Below are 19,630 nucleotides of genomic sequence, written 5' to 3' on the forward strand. Positions count from 1 at the left end.
ATTAATAGCTGGTAAAAAAAGGTTTATTTAAATTTTTTATCAGCTATTTTTATCTATTTAGCCATGTAATTAGTTAAAACATCCTTTTTATATTATGGCGTAAATGCTATAATGGAAACGGTTGCGTGGGAATATATGGCAGGCTGGATGCTGCTGCAAGGAGGGATCTTTTGAAAGAAGTATCACTTGATAAACAATACTACAAAGAACATATACAGAATATATTATATGATAATTATATGAAGCTGGCGCTGGTCAACATTGATACTGGGGAGTATGTGAGTGTTATCAGCGTGGACAAGAATGTAGATAATTATAAAAGTACCTCTGACGTATCTTCCTATTTTAAGGATAACAAGGGACTGGACTGCTGTCATCCTGATGAAGTCAGAGAATTTGCATATATGTGTGATATGAAGCATGTCAAAGCACTCATAGAAGCCGGAGCCAGATCCATCGTGCGTAATTTCAGGTTCAGATTGAGACTTGGCGAGGACTATGGGTGGGTTTCCATGGATATAGAAGCTGAGAAAGAGCCGAGAGAGGACGGACAATGGGTTGTATTCGGCATGAGGGCAGTCAGCCTTGACACCCTGGTGCTGGAGGATAGTCTTAGGACACTGACAAGGGTATACAGGCGTATATTCAGGATTGATGTGACGCACAATATTTGCGAGACATTGAGAGGCGGATATATAAGAAGCAGAGATGAGGTTAAGCATGACTGCCTTGGAGATTACATGAAAGACATGACTATGGGTGGTGAGATATTCCCTGACGATGTGGACAGGGTAAGAAAGTGCCTGTCTCCTGAGTTTCTCATAAAATATTTTGCGAATGGACATGACAGATTTACCATTAGATATAAGCGTAAGATGGATATGGTGTACAGATGGGTGATGACAGAGGTCATACCTACTGCTGACTATAGAGATGACAATAAGGTATTCTATCTTTATACGAGGGATATACATGAGGAGTATTCTGAGAGCATAGAGAAACAGGAGCTGTTGGAATTTTACAGTTACAAGGATGCACTTACTCATCTTGGCAATAGAAATGCATTTAACATTCTGTGTGACGCGTACGCGGACCGAAAGGATAAGCGGTCGGTAGGATTTGTATTTAACGATGTGAACAAACTGAAGTATGTGAATGATCATTATGGACATAAAGAAGGAGATCTCTATCTTCAGAGGGTATCGCAGATGCTGGCGCAGCATTTTGGCGAAAATGCATGTTATAGGATAAGCGGCGATGAATTTGTTGTCATCATTATGGATATTACCGAGCAGTCGTTTAACTCAATGATCGCCAGATACAAAGAGGTAATTGACGAGCAGGAGGAGGCTCCGGTTGCGTTCGGCGCAGTCTGGAAGGCTGAGGCTGATTCCATAGACAAGATAATGAACGAAGCCGAAAGACTGATGTATGAGGATAAGAAGAGATTCTATTCGAAGCATCCTGAGGTTAAGAGACGCGAGAGTGTGGAGAATGAGGCGAATATAGCTGTAGGAACTACAGAGGATGGAATTCCGCATTACAGGAATCTTGGAAAGACAGATAGGATATTTGATGCCCTTGCAGCTACAACACTCAGAAATTATATATTTATGGATGATCTCGATACGAATGTTACAAAATGGTCTGCAAGTGCGGTGGATTACTTTGGACTTCCGGGGCAATACATATATGATACACAGAAAGTGTGGGAGAAGCTTATACATCCGGATGACAGAGCAATATTTGAGCAGGACATCACAGAGGTATTTGCGGGGCGCAAAAAGTATCATGATGTAGAATATAGAATGAAAAACAAAAAGGGTGAATATGTGGTCTGCACCTGCAGAGGTTTCATCACCAAGAAAGAAAATGGTGATCCGGAGTTCTTTGTGGGCACTGTCATAAACCACGGTGTCATAGATGGGGTTGATCCGGTGACTAACCTGCACAATCAGCATGAGTATACCAAGTATATATCAATACATTTGAGAAACAAGCAGACGATGAGCATTCTGGCAATAGGAATATCCATGTTCAATAGTATCAATATGATGTATGGATATGCATATGGCAATGCTGTTCTTAAGGATTTTGCCACAAAGCTCAAAAATGTCGTCGGTGGAAAGGGACTCGTGTTCAGACTTGACGGTGCAAAATTTGCGATTTGTTCAAACGTGTATACCAAACAGGAACTCAAAGAGGTATACAGACATGTACAGAATCTTGCACTTGACAATGTAGGTCTGAATGGCACATCGATCCCGCTTAAATTGTACGGAGGTGGTCTGATATATGACCATGTAGGAGCCGATGAGGACGTGATAAAGAGCAGTGTGGAATATGCCCTGGAGAGATCCAAGGAGGATCATCATGGTGAACTTGTATTCTTCAATGAGGAGATCAAGGACAATGATAGAATGAGACTGCAGCTGTACAGCACAATACACAAATGTGTGGCAAACAACATGGAAGGCTTTTTCATGTGTTACCAGCCTATAGCAAATTCCGAGACAGGGCACATAGTAGGTATGGAGGCTCTTCTCAGATGGAAACACAAGGAATTTGGTGTGGTTCCACCGGGAATATTTATACCGTGGCTTGAGATGGAGCCGTGTTTCTTTGAACTTGGCAACTGGATAATAGAGCAGGCACTCACGGATGGTATGGAGATTCGCAGGATCAGACCTGATTTTGTGGTGAATGTCAATATATCAGCGACTCAGCTTGAGAATCATGGATTCAGGCAGGCTGTTGTGGATATATTAAAAAAGACGAAGTTCCCTCCTGAGTATTTGTGCATAGAGCTCACAGAGAGATGTAAGAATATGGATATAGCATTTCTGAAAAATGAGCTGGAATATTTCAGGAAACTTGGAATAAAGATCGCCATTGATGATTTTGGAACGGGAAATGCTACCTTAAATCTACTCACGGAATTACCGATAGATGAGCTTAAGGTCGATATGTCATTTGTCAGGGGCATACAGGAGAGCAAGCCTAATCAGGTTCTTGTACAGGCGGTTGTGTCATGTGCTCATGAACTCGGATACAAGAGCTGCATTGAAGGTGTCGAGGACAAGACGCTGTTCGATTACCTTCATAGGTATGGTTCCACGTACTATCAGGGATATCATTTCTCCAGACCGGTTTGTCTGGAGGATTTTAAGAAATTGTTGTGAGGATGGACGACGGACGAAGGCTGGCCCATTAGTGAGGGGGTACTGTGGTATCTTCAATCACGCTTGACTACTGTCGCTTCGATTTACTTCCATATGCACTCGGTTCCAGCAGCGATAAGGGCGTTGCTGCTTACACCTCGGCAGGAAGTATCGAAGCTCGGTAGTCCGCGCTACCGATTGCAGATATCACAGTACCCCTCACCTACATGGGTCGGCCTTCTGACTTTGTAGGTGGGGGCATTGGACTGTGTGGCCGGCTTTTTGTTTTGCTTATTTATGAGAAATAAATTGTCTTATATGTTTACATAAGGTTGACACTGAGCGCTGGCGTTGTTAATATTGCTTTGGTGTGACATTGGATCACGCCAGATATATAGTCCCGGAGATGTTCCGGCGTAAAAAGAAGGGAAGTGCGGTGAGAATCCGTCGCAACAGCCATTACTGTATGCAGGGGAGTGTCCCCTGTCGAGTCAGATCGCTTGCTATATATCTAATTCTTCGATAGAAGGGTATTTTGAAGCTTGTGATCTGAAATACGGCGAGACGTGTCAGAACGTACAGAGCGGTGCAGGGTAGAAAGATTCAATATGCCTTTCTGGGAAAAATTGAAAGGAGATACGTTTATGAGAAGAAGAATTCTTGCGGCATGTATGGCGATGTGCATGGCGGCAGCAACGGTTGTCACAAGCCCATGGGGCGGTGGCATGACAGCGTATGCAGCGGAAGAGACCAAGACGATCACGGTCTCAGCATACGATTACACGGCAGTGGATGCCGGAATCGAGGGCGCCTCGAAGACAGGTGTCATAATGGAACAGACAGTCGAGGTGGATGCGGACACAACTACAACGCAGGCTGTACAGAAGGCATTTGACCAGGCTGGTGTATCAGTTGAAGGAGTATCAAGCGGATATGTGAGCAGTATCAATGGTCTTGGCGCAGGTGTGGGATATTCAGGCTGGATGCTTGCCTATGACAATGACGACTATTCAAACTGGGGAATGAGCAGCATAGCTCTCAGTGATGGAGATAGTCTCAGATTTGATTATACATGCAACGAAGATACGACGACCGATGATATCGGAAATGGCTACTACGGCAATCCGTATGTGAAGACACTCACAGTTGCAGGACAGACATTCAATATGTCAAAGAAGACGACATTTGATGCGAACTACAACATGACAAATACTTACTATATAAATGGTGAGGAGACAAAGGCAGCAGGTACAGAGGAAGATCCTTTTGTATTTGAGGTTTCTGTCCCTGCAAATGAGGCTCAGGCCGCATACATCACCATGGATACAAGTCTAAACAGCCACTATGCAGTGATCGATGGATGGTCTGTTTCAAAGGAGACTTATGATATAACAAATGGTCTTGATTTCTCGGTTTCTTCATTGGGAGGAAAATACAAGTCATATTTCACCATCAAGACAGATCTCAAAGCAAACAACACATCTGACTCCTACAAGGAGATGCTTGACAGTTCGATCAAGTATATCAGAAACACAGTCACAGAGGCTGAGGTCGGTTCTGTAGGTGGAGAGTGGGCAGTTTTGGCTCTTGCCAGGTATGGATATGAGGATCCTGAGTGGTATACAGCATACTACAACAATGTTGTAAAGTACGTTCAGAATATAGGAAGCAACAAGCTTCACTCACGTAAGCTCACAGACAACTCACGAGTTATCATTGGCCTTACAGCAATCGGCGCAGATCCTACAAATGTAGGTGGCTACAACCTTCTTGAGCCACTTGCGAATCTTGATGATGTTGTATGGCAGGGAATAAATGGCCCTATATATGCTCTTATCGCTCTTGACACAGGAGATTATGAGATCCCTGAGCTGCCAGATGACAGCACAGCAACACAGACGACAAGGGAAGGACTTATCCAGTACATACTTGACAAAGAGATCCCAGGCAGCGGCGGATGGGCTTTATGGGGCACAAAGGCTGATCCTGACATCACGACAATGGCTGTTCAGGCCCTTGCACCATATTACAATACAAATGCTGATGTAAAGGCTGCAGTCAATCGTGGTATGAAGGCTATATCTGATCAGCAGTTATCAAATGGCGGCATGGGCTCATGGGGAACTGTAAACTCAGAGAGCTGCGCTCAGACAGTATGTGCGCTTTCTGATCTTGGAAGAGATGCCGACACAGATCCACAGTATGTAAAGAACATGAATTCTATCTTGGATGCAATGCTTTCCTTCTATATTGATGGAGGCGGATTTGCACATGCAGCACAAAATGGAAAACTTTCAGTAAACATGATGGCTACAGAACAGGCTACATATGCTCTTGTATCATATGACAGATTTAAGACAGGAAAGACGACTCTCTACAACATGAGTGACAGAAAGAAACTCTATACGGAGAGCGCAGGTAAGAAGTCAGTTGAGAAAGCAAATGTAACAGTTGCTGATTTCGGCCTTGTATATGATGGAACAGTAAAGGAGCCTAAGGTCACAGTTAAGTATGGTGACATTCTCCTCACAGAGGGCGTTGACTATACAAAGAAATTCAGCAACAACGTAGAGGCTGGAAGCATAGCAAAGGTAACTATCATCGGTATGGGTGATTATGAGGGACAGATAGAGAAGACATTCTCAATCTACTCGGCAGAGATAGAGGCGGCGGATGTTGCTATCGATCAGACGGTATTTGTTGCAGATGGAAAGGTTAAGAAACCAAATGTGACAGTTACGCACGCTGGTACGACACTCAAGGCAAATACAGACTACACAGTTGCATTTGCAAACAATGTACTTCCTGGAAAGGCAACACTTACAGTTACAGGTAAGGGCAAGTATACAGGCAAGGTCGTAAAATATTACACATTAAATGCAACACATATCTCAAAGGCAGACATTACAGTTTTAACAGAGGAATATGTTACAGACGGAACAGAGAAGACACCAGCAGTCAGCGTAGCATATAACGGCAAGAAACTTAAGTCTGGTACAGATTACTCAGTAAGCTACATCGATAATGTAAACGCAGGAACAGCAAGCGTGAGGATCACAGGAATCAAGTATTACTCAGGTTCAGTTGAGTATACATTTGAGATCAAGCCAATTGAGCTGACTGATGCGGTTGTGACAGTTGACACAGACGATATTGTTGCGGACGGCAGCAAGAAGACACCTACAGTAAATGTAACACTTGGAGATACTGTTCTTGAGGCTGGCAAGGACTTCACAGTTTCGTATTTTAGCAATGTAAAGGTTGGAACAGCGAAGGCTACTGTAACAGGAATTGGAAACTATACAGGAAAGATTAAGCAGGCATTTGAGATCAAGGATGGTAAGACAGAGATAACAGCAGCTTCACTTGAAGAGGGCGCTGTAGCACTTGAGTGGAAGGCTGTAACGGCAGCTGATTCATATGCTGTATACAGAAAGGCTGAGAGCGAGAGCGAATTTGCAAAGATTGCAGAGACAGAGAAACTTAGCTACAGTGATAAGACAGCAAAGGCCGGAGTGTCATATGAGTATGAGGTAAGACCTGTTGTCGGAAAGTCGTTTGGAAGCTCAGAGGCAGTCAAGGTGGCAGTACTTGCAGCACCTGCAGCAAAGCTTACAAATATAAAGGCTGGTATCGAGGTAACATGGAATGCATCAGCAAATGCTGACAGCTATGTGGTACTTAGAAAGACTGGAACATCAGACACATGGGAGAAGATAGCAGATGCTGTTAAGACAACCTATGTTGATAAGAATGTGACAGAGAAGACAGTTTACACATACGCAGTACAGGCTGTATCAGAGGCTGGAACATCAGCATATACAGGCAAGAGCGTGACAAGAAAGACTCCTATCACAACACTTGCAACACCAGCAGTTACACTCAGCAATGCAAAAGCAGGAGTGACACTGAAGTGGAACAAGGTAGCAGGCGCTAAACAGTATGTTGTTTACAGAAAGGCTGGAAATGCCAAGATATGGACAAAGGTTGCCACTGTTAAGACACTCTCATATGCTGACCGTCGGGTAAAGGCTGGAGTTAAGTACACATATGCGGTAAAGGCATCTGGAGATTATGCAATATCTTCATACAAGGCAAAGGCTATTTACAGAGTAAATGGACAGGCTATAAATTACTACTGCTCACCTGAAAAGGCTAAGATAGAGGTAGAGGTAAAGAAGGATGCAAAGGCAACAGGATATCAGGTACAGTACGCAAAGAGCAGTGCTTTCACCGGATCTAAGATTGTAACATTTGCTGGAGTAAAGAAGAACGATCTCACAGTTAAGACAGCCGGAGTAGGAACAAAGTATTATGTTCGTGTGAGAAGCTACAAGAAGGTTGGAAGTACTGTATATTATGGAGCTTGGAGCAGCAGCGTAAGCGTTGTGACTGAGAAGTATTAATTTATATAGTTTATGGATAAAATAAAACAGTTTATAGCAAAATATAAAAAGCAGATTATTGGATCTTGTGTTATGCTCCTGCTCCTGGTGTGGGCTTTCTGGTATGGGGGAAATACTCCCGGTGCCAGAGGATTTCATATAGATAGGGCAGACCAGGGTTCAACCACTGAAAGCCAGGCCGGTGACGCAACAGACATCGGCTCAGGCTCAAGCGGTGACAAACCGGTGGTTGTGACTACACAGGATGGCAGTACAGCGACGGATACCCAGAGCAGCACTGCTTCGGAGGCGGCTACATCCGGTAAGAAGGAGCAGAACAGTTCTGAGACTACGGACAGCACTAGTTCCGGGGGTGGAACTGATAGTACTGCAGATTCGGGAAAAGATGGAGGAAAGGGTGATGGCAATAAGCCGTCTGATAAACCTTCTGACGGAAAGCCGGGTGTTAACGGAACTACAGAGCGCAGAAATACGACTGAGAACACCCGCACAACGGAGAGTACTAGAACAACGGAGAGTACTAGAACTACGGAGAGTACTAGAACGACAGAGAGTACCCGTACAACGGAGAGTACCCGGACGACAGAGAGCACCCGCACAACGGAGAGTACTAGAACTACGGAGAGTACGCGTACGACCGAGAGTACTCATACAACTGCATCGACAAAGACTACAGAGAATACCACCGAAAAGACAACTGCACCAACGACTGAGAGTTCAAGTGGAGAGACTTACCACTGTACAATATATATAAGTTGCTATACGATTCTGGACAATTGGGACTGGCTCAAGGAGTCAAAACAGGATTATGTACCAGAGGGCGGCGAGATACTTGGAACAGTGAGCGTGTCATTTACGGATGGAGATACGGTGTTTGACGTGCTTAGAGCCGTGTGCAGAGATTACGGAATACAGCTTGAATATAGCTGGACGCCAGCATATGGAAGTTATTATATAGAGGGCATCCACAATCTTTATGAATTTGACTGTGGCAGTTTGTCCGGATGGATGTATTCGGTAAATGGATGGTTTCCAAATTATGGCTGTTCAAAGTACAGACTCAAGGATGGGGACTCGATAAAATGGTTGTATACATGCAAAGGTCTTGGCAGTGATGTCGGAGGCGGCATGTAAAATTATTTTTTATTTAACTGATTGGAGAATATACAGAAAATGAACAGGAATGATTCATTTTCCGGCTATCATCCGATAGTAAATTTGATGTACTTTATATGTGCTATAGGATATGCCCTGGCATTTACCAATCCGGTATGCCTGGGCATATCGTTTATAGTAGCATTTGTGTACTCGGTTATACTTCGGGGACGGCATGGATTTATAACGAATTTGAAATATATGATTCCACTTATCGTGCTGACGGCACTTTTTAATCCGGCATTCAGCCATCAGGGTGTGACGATACTGGCATATCTGCCATCGGGAAATCCGCTCACCCTTGAATCTATAGCTTACGGTGTTATGGCTGCATTTTTGCTGGTGTGTGTGTTGTGCTGGTTCTCATGTTTTAATGCGGTCATAAGTTCTGATAAGATGGTTTATTTATTTGGAAAGCTGGCACCGGTATTATCTCTGGTGTTATCGATGACACTCAAGTTCATACCGGAACTCACGGCGCAGTTTGGAAAGGTGTACAGGGCGCAGAAGGCTTCCGGATACAATATAAATGGCAGATATTTTAAGAGCGTGCGTATGGGATGCCATGTCCTGTCATCGGTCGTGACATGGTCTCTTGAAAGAGCGCTTATCACGGCAGATAGTATGAAAGCCCGCGGCTATGGTTTGCCGGGAAGGACAGCGTATTCGCTGTTCAGGTTCAGGAAGAGAGATGCCAGGGCGCTTGTGTATATGCTGATATGCGGTGGCTACGTGCTCTGGGGAAGTATGCAGGGCGGTTTCAGGTTCTGGTATTATCCGGAGATAAGGGGCAATCTCACAGGAACCTTGACGGTGAGCATGTATATAGTGTATGTGTGCCTGATCGGGCTTCCGGTATTTGTGCATGTGAGAGATGACATAAAGCAGAACCGTATGAAGATGACAGATGCTGCTTTGGCTTGCAATGATGGACAAGGTCTTAGATAACCCCCAATATAATAGTCGTGTTTTATGAGATGAGATATGAATACAGGCAGGCTGATATTAGATAAAAGAGGATATAAAGTTGGATATTTATAAGAATATTTTTGATATAGATAAATTTAGTTTTGCATATCCGGACGGAAATGATGAGAGCGGCAGGACATATCTTCCGGATGCTCTCCGGGATACGGAGCTGCATGTCAGGCAGGGAGAGTTTGTTGTCATACTCGGAAGATCCGGATGTGGCAAGACCACTCTCCTCAGACAGCTGAAGCCATCGGTTACTCCGGTTGGCAAGAAGAAGGGACAGATAATTTTTGATGGTAAAGACATATGTAGTCTTGACGATAGGATGGCTGCATCTCAGATCGGTTTTGTGTGGCAGGATGTGAATGCGCAGCTTGTGACGGACAAGGTGTGGCATGAGCTGGCATTTGGCCTTGAAAGCCTTGGGTATAACAACGGATATGTCAGAAGGCGGGTTGCGGAGATGGGTTCGTTCTTCGGACTTGGGGATATATTCCACAGAAAAGTGATGGAGCTGTCCGGCGGACAGAAACAGTTGGTAAATCTTGCCTCGGTTATGGCGATGTCACCGAAGGCGTTGGTGTTGGATGAGCCTACGAGCCAGCTCGATCCCATAGCGGCAAATGATTTTATAAACAGCCTTGTGAGGATAAACCGAGAACTTGGAACGACTATCATCATGACAGAACATCGTCTAGAGGATGTGCTTCCGGTATGCAACAGGTCGGTGGTCATGGAGAATGGCAGGATCATCTATGACGGCGATGTGAGAGGATTTGCCGAGAGTGTCAGGACGAAGCGGATAGACAGAGGGCTTTATCTTTCTATGCCCGCTTCGGTTCAGATATATATGGGGCTTGAGAAAAATTCGGGAAAGCAGCTGCCTCTCACTGTGCCGGATGCCCGGGAGTGGCTTGTGGATTATGACAGGAAATTTAGAGAAAACGGCGGAGCTCCTGTGGTGCCGGAGATACAAAACAGAGGTGCTGATGAAGGCGTGAACGGTTCCGAAAACCAAGCTGACAATGCCGCAGTGGATAAAGGTGATAAGAAGCGAGGCGCCGTAAACGGTCAAAAAGATGCCGGATGCAGAGAGGAACATCCTGTGGTGTGCAGCCTGGATGAGGTCAGCTTCAGATACGAGAGGAACACAGGGGATGTACTCAGACAGGTGAGCCTTGATATATATGCAAACGAAATTCTTATGATAAATGGAAGCAATGGCTGCGGTAAGTCGACTATGTTGTCCCTGATCGCAAATTTGTACAGCCCGTATAGTGGAAAGCTTCGTATAGCTAAGAATTTAAGGACAGGGATGCTTCCACAGAACCCAGAACTTCTATTTACAAGGCGCTCGGTGAGGGATGAACTTATAGATGCAAATGACAGACAGCAGCTTGCAGAGATAGTCAGGTTCTGCAGGCTGGAGGAGCTTCTGGACAGACATCCTTATGATCTGTCAGGCGGAGAGAAACAGAGACTTGGCTTGGCGAAGGTGCTCATAGCTGATCCGGATATCCTGCTCATGGACGAGCCGACAAAGGGACTGGACAATGGGTTCAAGATGCAGCTCGCGGACATGCTTAGAAAACTGCAGAAACGTGGAAAGACGATAGTTGTCGTCAGCCATGACATTGAGTTTTGTGCGGTGGCAGGCGACAGGGTTGCGTTGCTGTTTGACGGAGAGGTTGCGATGGTCGGTGATGTTAGAAGCTATATGTCAGACAACAATTTCTTTACCACGGCGGCATCTAGAATATCTAGAAATATTCTGGACGGCGCGGTGACAGTTCGTGAGGTGCTGGCGGCATATGGTGCGGATATGGATGTGACAGGAGTGGCTGGCGGAGGAAATGACAGCAATCAGGGAATTGAAAATGAGTCATTGAGAATAGCTAATCAGGGAACTGCAGAAATGTCAGAGGCTGCTGGTATATCGGACGATAAGCTTGCGGACATAATCCTTAACAAGGACAGGAAAGTTGAAAATCTCAGCATCTGGCAGATAGTGACCATCGCGGTCACAACGGTTATAATAATATTTGGATTCTGGAATACAATGTCTGTGTCAGATCTGTCCGGTCTTGTGCAGCAGATGACAGTGACAGCTGAGGGACGAAAGTATCTGGTGTTATATGGAGTTATGATCGCTGCGATATTAGGATTACTTGTTGCCATACGTCCCATAACCCAAAAGAGAAATGAAGACATAGTGATGGATTCGGTCGGACATGGATTTGGGAAGAGAACAGTGGTAAGTATTGTGGCTGTGCTCGTTCTGATACCTGCAACCATATGGTTTGGTGTGGCAAGGCTTGGTGACAAGAAGTATTTCTTCATATCACTGCTTGTTCTGCTTGAGGCTATGCTTCCGTTCTTCGTATCATTTGAGGATAGAAAGCCCAAGGTTAGAGATATAGTGACGCTGGCGGTCATGTGTGCGTTGGCGGTGACCGGAAGGACTGCATTCTTCATGCTGCCGAACTTCACCCCAGTCATGGCAATCGTTATCATTGCCGGGGTGGCGTTTGGGTGTGAAGGCGGATTTATCACCGGTGCAATGACTATGTTCGTGTCAAATTTCATCATGGGACAGGGGCCATGGACGCCGTGGCAGATGTTCGCCATGGGACTTGTGGGATTCCTTGCCGGACTGTTCTTTGCAGGCAGAAGCGTGAGGACAAGAAACATGACAAAGCTGGGACTGTGTATATTTGGCGCGTTGATATGTATAGTTGTGTACGGCGGGATCATGAATCCTGCATCGGTCATCATGTGGCAGCCAAATGTGAATTTCAGCATGATCATGGCGTCTTATGTGACAGGATTTCCATTTGACCTTGCGCAGGCGACCGCGACTGTCATTGCGCTATGGCTTGTTGCGAGACCATTCCTGGAGAAGCTGGACAGGGTGAGGATAAAGTTTGGGGTACTAAAATAAAATGATTGAGGATTACGGCTATGATAAGAAATGAGAAATTGGAAGATATCTCAGATGGAAGATTGTACGATGCAAATGATATGGTGAAGGCATACTGCAATGAATGTAAGGGTTGTCACGCTTGCTGCACAGGGATGGGAAATTCTATTATTCTTGATCCCATGGACGTGATGAGACTTTGCAGGGAGACCGGAAAGAACTTTACGCAGCTGCTTGAAAAGGAGCTTGAGGTCAATGTGGTGGATGGTCTGGTGCTGCCAAATATAAAGATGACGGCGGATAAGTGTCCATTCTTAAACGAGGAGGGCAGATGCAGCATCCATAGCGCGAGACCGGGTTTTTGCAGACTCTTTCCACTTGGCAGATATTACACCGATGACGGATTCAGATATATCCTGCAGATACATGAGTGTGAGCGCGCGGGCAGGACTAAAGTCAAGGTGTCGAAATGGATAGATATCGAGGATCTGCCAAGGTACACGAAGTATATAAATGACTGGCACAAGTTCCAGAAAGACATGCAGAGAAACCTGATAGAATATATGCGCGCCGGCGAGGATGAGACAGCGAGAAATCAGACCATGCTGGTGCTGCAGGTCATGTATGTGGGAATGTATGATGCGGAGAAGGATTTCTATGAGCAGTTTGATGCCAGACTTGCGCACATACGCAGTCTGCTCTGTATGACGGAGTAGAATGGAATAGGATGAGAGTATTTTGGCGGGACTTGGTTTACCATATATTTACTTTGTATCGGAAACCTCTCGATCATACAGAGTTATAAATGTAAAAAATAGGGTGTAGAGTTTATATGGGAAAAGTTAGAGATATCATAGATAAGACATTTGAATATGGACAGGGCAGGGGGGAACTGCCGGGAGTCGATGAGCTGGCTGAAGCTATAGAAGTTCTGTCTATGACGCAAAATGATCCGCTTTGCCAGAATACGAATATGTCTGGGGACTCTAAGGATGTTCTCACTGATTTTGAGTATCTTAGAACGAAAGCTTATGATCTGGCGCATGATAGATTCGGAAACAGGATATACATAAGAGGGCTTATCGAGTTTACGAACATTTGCAAGAATGATTGCTACTACTGCGGTATCAGAAAGAGCAACAGCCACGTTGACAGATACCGTCTGACAAAGGATCAGATTCTGGCTTGCGCCGATGAAGGATATGTACTGGGATTTCGCACATTTGTGCTTCAGGGAGGCGAGGACGGAGGCTTTTCGGATGGGGCTATAGCTGACATTGTGAGGTGTATCAAGGAGAGGCATCCTGATTGTGCCGTCACGCTGTCATTTGGCGAGCATTCGTATGAGACATACAAGCTGTGGCGGATGGCTGGGGCTGACAGATATCTTCTGAGACATGAAACTGCGAACAGGAAGCACTACGAAAGACTCCATCCAGAGAAGATGAGCTATGACAACAGAGTTCGATGTCTGTATAATCTTAAAAGTCTTGGATATCAGGTGGGAAGTGGATTCATGGTTGGATCGCCGTATCAGACGTCAGTGAATCTGGCTGAGGATCTGCATTTCCTTGCGAAGCTGCAGCCGCAGATGATAGGGATCGGACCGTATGTTCCACATAAAGAGACGCCATTTGCGAAGATGGAGCAGGGAACGGTCAGGCAGACCCTTGTGATGATAAGCATGCTGAGACTGATGTTCCCGAAGGCACTCATACCATCCACCACATCTCTCGGAACGATAGCGGCGGATGGCAGGGAGCGTGGGTTTATGCACGGCGCAAATGTGGTCATGCCGAATCTGTCTCCTGTGTCTGTCCGAAAGAAATACGAGCTCTATGACAACAAGATATGCACGGGGGAGGAATCCGCCCAGTGCCGCGGCTGTCTTGACAGGCGCGCAGAGGCGTTCGGATTCCAGATAGTTGTCGATAGAGGCGACTATATATCATAAGGAGGACCCGCGTAAGCGGGAGATTCCTTATGATGTACGCAGACGCCGCGCGAAGCGCCTTTCATGCGTCTGCACCTTAAGGAGGACCCGCGTAAGCGGGAGATTCCTTATGATGTACGCAGACGCCGCGCGAAGCGCCTTTCATGCGTCTGCACCTTAAGGAGGACTCGCGTAAGCTCATTTTTTATTCTCTCTCTTCCTTGATGAACATGAACAGGAAGCTTACGAACAGCAGACAGCAGGAGAACCAGATAGTTCTCATGTCAAATATACGGATGAAGTGACCGCCCACAGCGGCACCGATTCCGAACAGCAGGATGATTGCCCAGTAGCACAGGGATTTGAAAAGTGTGTTCCTGTCCTTTGTTCTGAAGTATGCACACAGGGCATCTGTGCCACTTCGTATGTTTCCAATGCACATGGTACTGGCAAATGCATAGCCGTTGACTTTCCTGAATGCCTGTACCTGCATGGCACATGAAAATGAAACCATGGCATTTGCGATAAGATTAAGCCTTATGGGAAGAAATCCCACGATAAGAAGCAGAAAAATCTCACACAATACAACGATCTGTCTCCAATGAAACTGCTGCATATTCTGAAATTTCTGTTTTATACACTCGGCAGCAGCAATTCCAAGTGCAAAAAATAATAGAGGAACGGCATAGTGTACACACATTCTCCAGTTTCGGTCTACAAGATTCTGACCGAGAAGAACTATGTTGCCTGTCTGTGCATTTGCAAATACCTTTCCTCTGAATATATAGGTATATGCATCCTGCAGACCTCCTGATACTGACAGGAAGGCCGCGGTGATGAAAGATTCTGACATTTGTCTATGTGGATAAAACTTCATGGTTCATATACTCCTTGGTTGTAGATTTGACATTTAGGCGCTGATCCCATCTGGGGGACGGAGGTGCCTGACCCCATTCGTGGATCAGGTGCAGTACCTGAAGGTTCTGTCCGTCAGGATTCTTGCAAATATCAGTCCAAGTGGCAGGGCTATGATGATCATGATGGCAGCTGCAAACCAGGACACGGCATCGGAAAGTGACATGATCCCAAAGTTGTATATTGCCCGGTAAAGATAAAGTCCTGGAACCATGATGACTATGGATGGAACTGTCAGTGAGATTCGCGGATAACCGTTGGTGCTTTTGATGAATGAAGCGAGCAGTCCGGCCGTGAGGGCTCCGGCAAATGCGGCGGCAGCTGCAGGGATGCCGGCAAGATCTACAAGTTCTAGACGTAGAGTGTTGGCTATGGCACCGATGGCAGCGGCTGTGGCAGCCATGTGTATGGAGCTGTTGAACATGATGGAGAATCCGAATACACCGCAGAAGCTGGCAATCAATCTGAATACCAGATGAAGTTCTGGTGTTATGTCGAGTGTCGCAAAATCCTGTGGGTGGAGCTTCAGCAGAAGCGCCATGATCCATGCGAACATCGTTGCCACAAGCACAATGATGATCGAGTATGTAAGCCTCTCAAGTCCGGATCTCAGATCCAGTTTTGAAAGGTCTATGCCGCTGGTGATAAATGGAAATCCCGGTATGATGAACAGCATTGAGCAGATATATCCGGCTTCGTGGAAGGCGGGTATATGGAATGCCAGTTCAGCGACCTTTAGCAGCAGTGCGTACACAAGACAAGCGGCTGACACGGATACCGCTATGTTCATATATAAAGTAAAATGGTGTTTGATAAGCTTTGTCCTTATGAGATTGCCGATTCCGGCTGCGACAAATGCCAGTATCATTTCTACAGGTCCGCCACCTAGAAGAAATGTGAAGGCGCAGCAGGCTAGGGCAGAGGCAAGTCCGAGACGGAGAGGAGAGTATAAGGCATGTATTCTTTCTATTTCATCAAGCTTCTGATGGATCTCCTCGCCAGTCAGATGCGCCTCTTCATTTGGAAAATTGTCAACAAACTGCTCCATTCTGTAGAGTTTTGAGGTGTTCACCCCGGTATTGGCGATGCACAGGGACTGTGATACACAGTCGTGACCGTCAAAACAGTTGAATTCTATGGACATGAGACCGACATCAACGGTACATGTGACGCCCAGTTCCTTGGAAAGCCTGTTCATGGAAGTACGGACACGCCATGCACCTGTTCCGCATGAGAGCATGATAAGACCGACTCTGCCTATGACAGAAGCCTTTTCAATCAGACCTGCCTTGCATATGAGTACATTGCTGTCGGCATTGGCGTAGTCATGCCATGGGATCTCCATGTGATTTTTTTCCATGATGTCTATGTATGATCCAGCATTTGCGGATTTTGCTGTTTTGCCAGTATTACTTTTCTGCATAAATGATCGCCTCGGCTTTCGCAACGTGTCTTTCAAGATTCTTCATGAGCAGTGAATCCGGCAGGAATATTCCAAGCTCGTCATATCGCATGCCCTGTCTGTCCAGGGTATCCTGACCATAGAATACAAATGCCATGGGAAGATTTTTCTCCAGTTCGACCATGATATCCCATACAGCACAGTATGCCTCAGCTTCGGTCTCCTTGAGCTTTACCGTGTCCGGCAGCTCTCTGATGAGCAGGACTCCAGTGCACTCCTCAAGGATCTTCTGTCCGACTTCCATGTTGTCAGAAGTGTATTCATGGCTGTATCTGTATGCCTTTGCAAGATACATATTCTCGTTGTGTGTCATATGTGTGTATATATCGTGAAAGTGCTGATAATCTTTTTCTTTTACAGAGTTTCTGAATTCAGGCAGAAGTTCGCCGTGCTCATCGGTCGTGATGACAGGATTGGTCTTGCCATCGGCGTTGAAGCGATATGGGATGAGGTAGGAATTCCTTAGCAGATCGAACATGGTATTGTTGCAGATGGACATCAGGAATGCAGACATATCTCTGTCCAGATAAGCGGAGAGAAGTGATTTTGCAAATTCTTCCGGTGACAGATTGCAGTCAAAGTCATCATTGCAGAACAGATAATTGCAAAATGTATCCATAAGCTTTTCACATGCCCAGGGATCCCTGAGGATCTTTTCAAATAATATTTCCGATTTTTCTTCCCTTGGGAAAATGGTCTTTTCTTCCATATATATGCGCATCCTTTCATATGATAAATGTTGTATTGTCTTTTTAATCTGGTTAGATTATACTATCGAGGTGGCAATAAGTGAAAATCATAATTGATATGACAGCAATAATAAAATGATATGCCAGAGATTGCTGCATAGTGAATAGTTTTACGAAAGGAAAATTCATGAACGTTAATTTCGAATATTATAAGATATTTTATTATGTGGCAAGGTACCATAATTTTACCAAGGCGGCAAAGGTTCTCGGTAACAGCCAGCCAAATGTGACAAGGGCTATGAACTGTCTGGAACAGCAGCTTGGAAGGATACTTTTCGTCAGAACGAATAGGGGAGTGCAGCTCACGAGGGATGGCGAACAGCTCTATTCATATGTGGAGGCTGCAATGTCACAGCTTTTGACGGCAGAGGACGAACTGGCTGACGGCGAGAATCTCACGCAGGGAAGTATAGCGATAGGAGTCAGCGAGACGGCACTCAACATTTATCTGCTGGACAAGCTGCGCGCATTTCACATGGCGTATCCGGGGATAAATCTCAAGATATATAATCACTCTACACCTCAGGCGGTGGATGAAGTGAAGAATGGCAGCATAGACTTTGCGGTGGTCACGACCCCAGCTGATGTGGAGGCTCCGCTCAAGAAGATCATGCTGCAGTCATATCGTGAGATACTTATCGGCGGAACGACATTTTTTTCACTTAAAAAGCAAAAACTGTCCATTGCGGAGATGAGGAACTATCCTATGATCTGTCTAGGCAGGGAGACTATGACATTCAGATTCTACGACAGAATATTCAGGGAGCATGGCGTGGAGCTTGCGCCGGACACGGAGGCGGCCACCACGGATCAGATACTGCCACTTGTGAAGTGTGAGCTTGGACTTGCATTTATACCGGAACTGATGGCGAGGGAGGCAGTAAAGAACAAGGAGGTCGTAAAGCTTTCACTTGAGGAAAAGCTTCCGGACAGGAATGTATGTCTTGTGTATGACTGCCTGCACCCACTGAATGAGGCAGCAAAGCAGTTTAAGAAAATAATAGTAGAAAGCAGGTGAGATCATGACACTTCAGCAGCTTAGATATGTGGTGATGGTTGCTGATACGGGCACGATCACTGAGGCGGCTAACAGACTGTATATATCCCAGCCGAGCCTGACAAATGCCATCCATGAGTTGGAAAAAGAGATGGGGATAAATATATTCAATAGGTCTAACAAGGGGATAAGTCCGTCTATAGAGGGTGAGGTTTTTCTTGGCTATGCGAGACAGGTGCTTGAACAGGCGAAGGTCCTTGAGGACAAATATAAGGGGGACGATGGCGGCAAGAAGAGCTTCTGCGTGTCCACCCAGCACTATTCATTTGCGGTGAATGCATTTGTCGACCTGATAAAGAGATATGGCCAGGATGAATATGATTTCAGCATAAGAGAGACACAGACCTATGAGATCATAGATGATGTTGCCAGGATGAGAAGTGAGATCGGAATACTCTTCTTGAACGATTTCAATGAGAAAGTTTTGAACAAGATCCTCAAGGCAAATGACCTGGAGTTTCATGAGCTGTTCGTGGCAAAGCCTCACGTGTTCATAAGCAGAAAGCATCCATTGGCTAAGAATGATATCATAACAAATGAAGAGCTGGAGGCTTATCCATACTTGTCATTTGAGCAGGGGGAGCACAACTCTTTTTACTTCTCGGAGGAAATATTCTCCACAACGGAGAGAAAGAAGAATATAAGAGTCAGGGACAGAGCGACGCTGTTCAATCTGCTGATAGGCCTGAATGGATATACTGTGTGCAGCGGGGTCATAGATGAAAAGCTGAACGGCAAGGACATTATATCGGTGCCACTTGCGGATGAGAGCGATATGCGGATAGGCTATATCGTCCACAGAAAGGCGATCCTCAGCAGACTTGGAAATACTTACCTCGGTGCTCTGGGGAAATATCTCACAGCAGGTGAGACAAATGATATAAAGCAGACAGTACTGAC

Annotated in this window: 11 protein-coding genes and 1 pseudogene; 9 read left to right on the top strand and 3 right to left on the bottom strand. The window is 45.5% G+C overall.

What is annotated here, in order from left to right; translation table 11 throughout:
* Nucleotides 1-170: 170 nt before the first annotated feature.
* The 7 genes from NQ536_RS00830 (at nucleotide 171) to hydE (ending at nucleotide 14,568) form a co-directional block, all read left to right on the top strand.
* Nucleotides 171-3,182, top strand: a complete 3,012-nt coding sequence (locus tag NQ536_RS00830) for a bifunctional diguanylate cyclase/phosphodiesterase (protein WP_155803871.1) — start codon at nucleotides 171-173, stop codon at nucleotides 3,180-3,182.
* A 623-nt stretch (nucleotides 3,183-3,805) separates the two neighbouring features.
* Nucleotides 3,806-7,567, top strand: a complete 3,762-nt coding sequence (locus tag NQ536_RS00835; protein ID WP_049937830.1) for a DUF4430 domain-containing protein — start codon at nucleotides 3,806-3,808, stop codon at nucleotides 7,565-7,567.
* A gap of 12 nt (nucleotides 7,568-7,579) precedes the next feature.
* Nucleotides 7,580-8,701: a DUF4430 domain-containing protein gene (locus NQ536_RS00840; RefSeq protein WP_004852156.1), complete on the top strand. Its 1,122-nt coding sequence runs from the start codon at nucleotides 7,580-7,582 to the stop codon at nucleotides 8,699-8,701.
* Nucleotides 8,702-8,740: 39 nt separating this feature from the next.
* Nucleotides 8,741-9,670: an energy-coupling factor transporter transmembrane component T gene (locus NQ536_RS00845; RefSeq protein ID WP_044998134.1), complete on the top strand. Its 930-nt coding sequence runs from the start codon at nucleotides 8,741-8,743 to the stop codon at nucleotides 9,668-9,670.
* Between the two features lie 79 nt (nucleotides 9,671-9,749).
* Nucleotides 9,750-12,635, top strand: coding sequence for an ECF transporter S component (locus NQ536_RS00850; RefSeq protein WP_004852152.1), 2,886 nt, complete (start codon nucleotides 9,750-9,752; stop codon nucleotides 12,633-12,635).
* A 20-nt stretch (nucleotides 12,636-12,655) separates the two neighbouring features.
* Nucleotides 12,656-13,330 (top strand): YkgJ family cysteine cluster protein, encoded by a 675-nt coding sequence (locus NQ536_RS00855; RefSeq protein WP_004852150.1) that lies wholly within the window; start codon nucleotides 12,656-12,658, stop codon nucleotides 13,328-13,330.
* Between the two features lie 116 nt (nucleotides 13,331-13,446).
* Nucleotides 13,447-14,568, top strand: coding sequence for a [FeFe] hydrogenase H-cluster radical SAM maturase HydE (gene hydE / locus NQ536_RS00860; RefSeq protein WP_004852148.1), 1,122 nt, complete (start codon nucleotides 13,447-13,449; stop codon nucleotides 14,566-14,568).
* Nucleotides 14,569-14,752: 184 nt separating this feature from the next.
* On the opposite strand, the gene NQ536_RS00865 is transcribed toward hydE, so the two are convergent.
* The 3 genes from NQ536_RS00865 to NQ536_RS00875 form a co-directional block, all read right to left on the bottom strand.
* Complete coding sequence (locus NQ536_RS00865; RefSeq protein ID WP_004852146.1) at nucleotides 14,753-15,424, bottom strand: YoaK family protein; 672 nt, start codon at nucleotides 15,422-15,424, stop codon at nucleotides 14,753-14,755.
* An 84-nt stretch (nucleotides 15,425-15,508) separates the two neighbouring features.
* Complete coding sequence (locus NQ536_RS00870) at nucleotides 15,509-16,885, bottom strand: threonine/serine exporter family protein (protein WP_004852144.1); 1,377 nt, start codon at nucleotides 16,883-16,885, stop codon at nucleotides 15,509-15,511.
* Nucleotides 16,872-17,633: a DUF4866 domain-containing protein gene (locus NQ536_RS00875; protein WP_004852143.1), complete on the bottom strand. Its 762-nt coding sequence runs from the start codon at nucleotides 17,631-17,633 to the stop codon at nucleotides 16,872-16,874. Before NQ536_RS00875 ends, NQ536_RS00870 begins: the two co-directional genes overlap by 14 nt.
* A gap of 167 nt (nucleotides 17,634-17,800) precedes the next feature.
* Between NQ536_RS00875 and NQ536_RS00880 the strand changes: the two genes are divergently transcribed.
* Nucleotides 17,801-18,691 carry a LysR family transcriptional regulator gene (locus NQ536_RS00880; RefSeq protein WP_004852141.1) on the top strand — a complete coding sequence of 297 codons (891 nt, stop codon included), beginning with the start codon at nucleotides 17,801-17,803 and terminating at the stop codon, nucleotides 18,689-18,691.
* A 4-nt stretch (nucleotides 18,692-18,695) separates the two neighbouring features.
* Nucleotides 18,696-19,592 (top strand): annotated as a pseudogene (locus tag NQ536_RS00885) (LysR family transcriptional regulator); the annotation flags it as partial.
* Between the last annotated feature and the right edge of the window lie 38 nt (nucleotides 19,593-19,630).

The sequence above is a fragment of the Coprococcus eutactus genome, assembly GCF_025149915.1.
GTDB lineage: Bacteria > Bacillota > Clostridia > Lachnospirales > Lachnospiraceae > Coprococcus > Coprococcus eutactus.

Bases quoted from the DNA above. Each gene is read 5' to 3' on its own strand.
- NQ536_RS00855 (WP_004852150.1), top strand. From the start codon at position 12,656: ATGATAAGAAATGAGAAATTGGAAGATATCTCAGATGGAAGATTGTAC.
- NQ536_RS00840 (WP_004852156.1), top strand. From the start codon at position 7,580: ATGGATAAAATAAAACAGTTTATAGCAAAATATAAAAAGCAGATTATT.
- NQ536_RS00845 (WP_044998134.1), top strand. From the start codon at position 8,741: ATGAACAGGAATGATTCATTTTCCGGCTATCATCCGATAGTAAATTTG.
- NQ536_RS00865 (WP_004852146.1), bottom strand. From the start codon at position 15,424: ATGAAGTTTTATCCACATAGACAAATGTCAGAATCTTTCATCACCGCG.
- NQ536_RS00835 (WP_049937830.1), top strand. From the start codon at position 3,806: ATGAGAAGAAGAATTCTTGCGGCATGTATGGCGATGTGCATGGCGGCA.
- NQ536_RS00880 (WP_004852141.1), top strand. From the start codon at position 17,801: ATGAACGTTAATTTCGAATATTATAAGATATTTTATTATGTGGCAAGG.
- hydE (WP_004852148.1), top strand. From the start codon at position 13,447: ATGGGAAAAGTTAGAGATATCATAGATAAGACATTTGAATATGGACAG.
- NQ536_RS00875 (WP_004852143.1), bottom strand. From the start codon at position 17,633: ATGGAAGAAAAGACCATTTTCCCAAGGGAAGAAAAATCGGAAATATTA.
- NQ536_RS00870 (WP_004852144.1), bottom strand. From the start codon at position 16,885: ATGCAGAAAAGTAATACTGGCAAAACAGCAAAATCCGCAAATGCTGGA.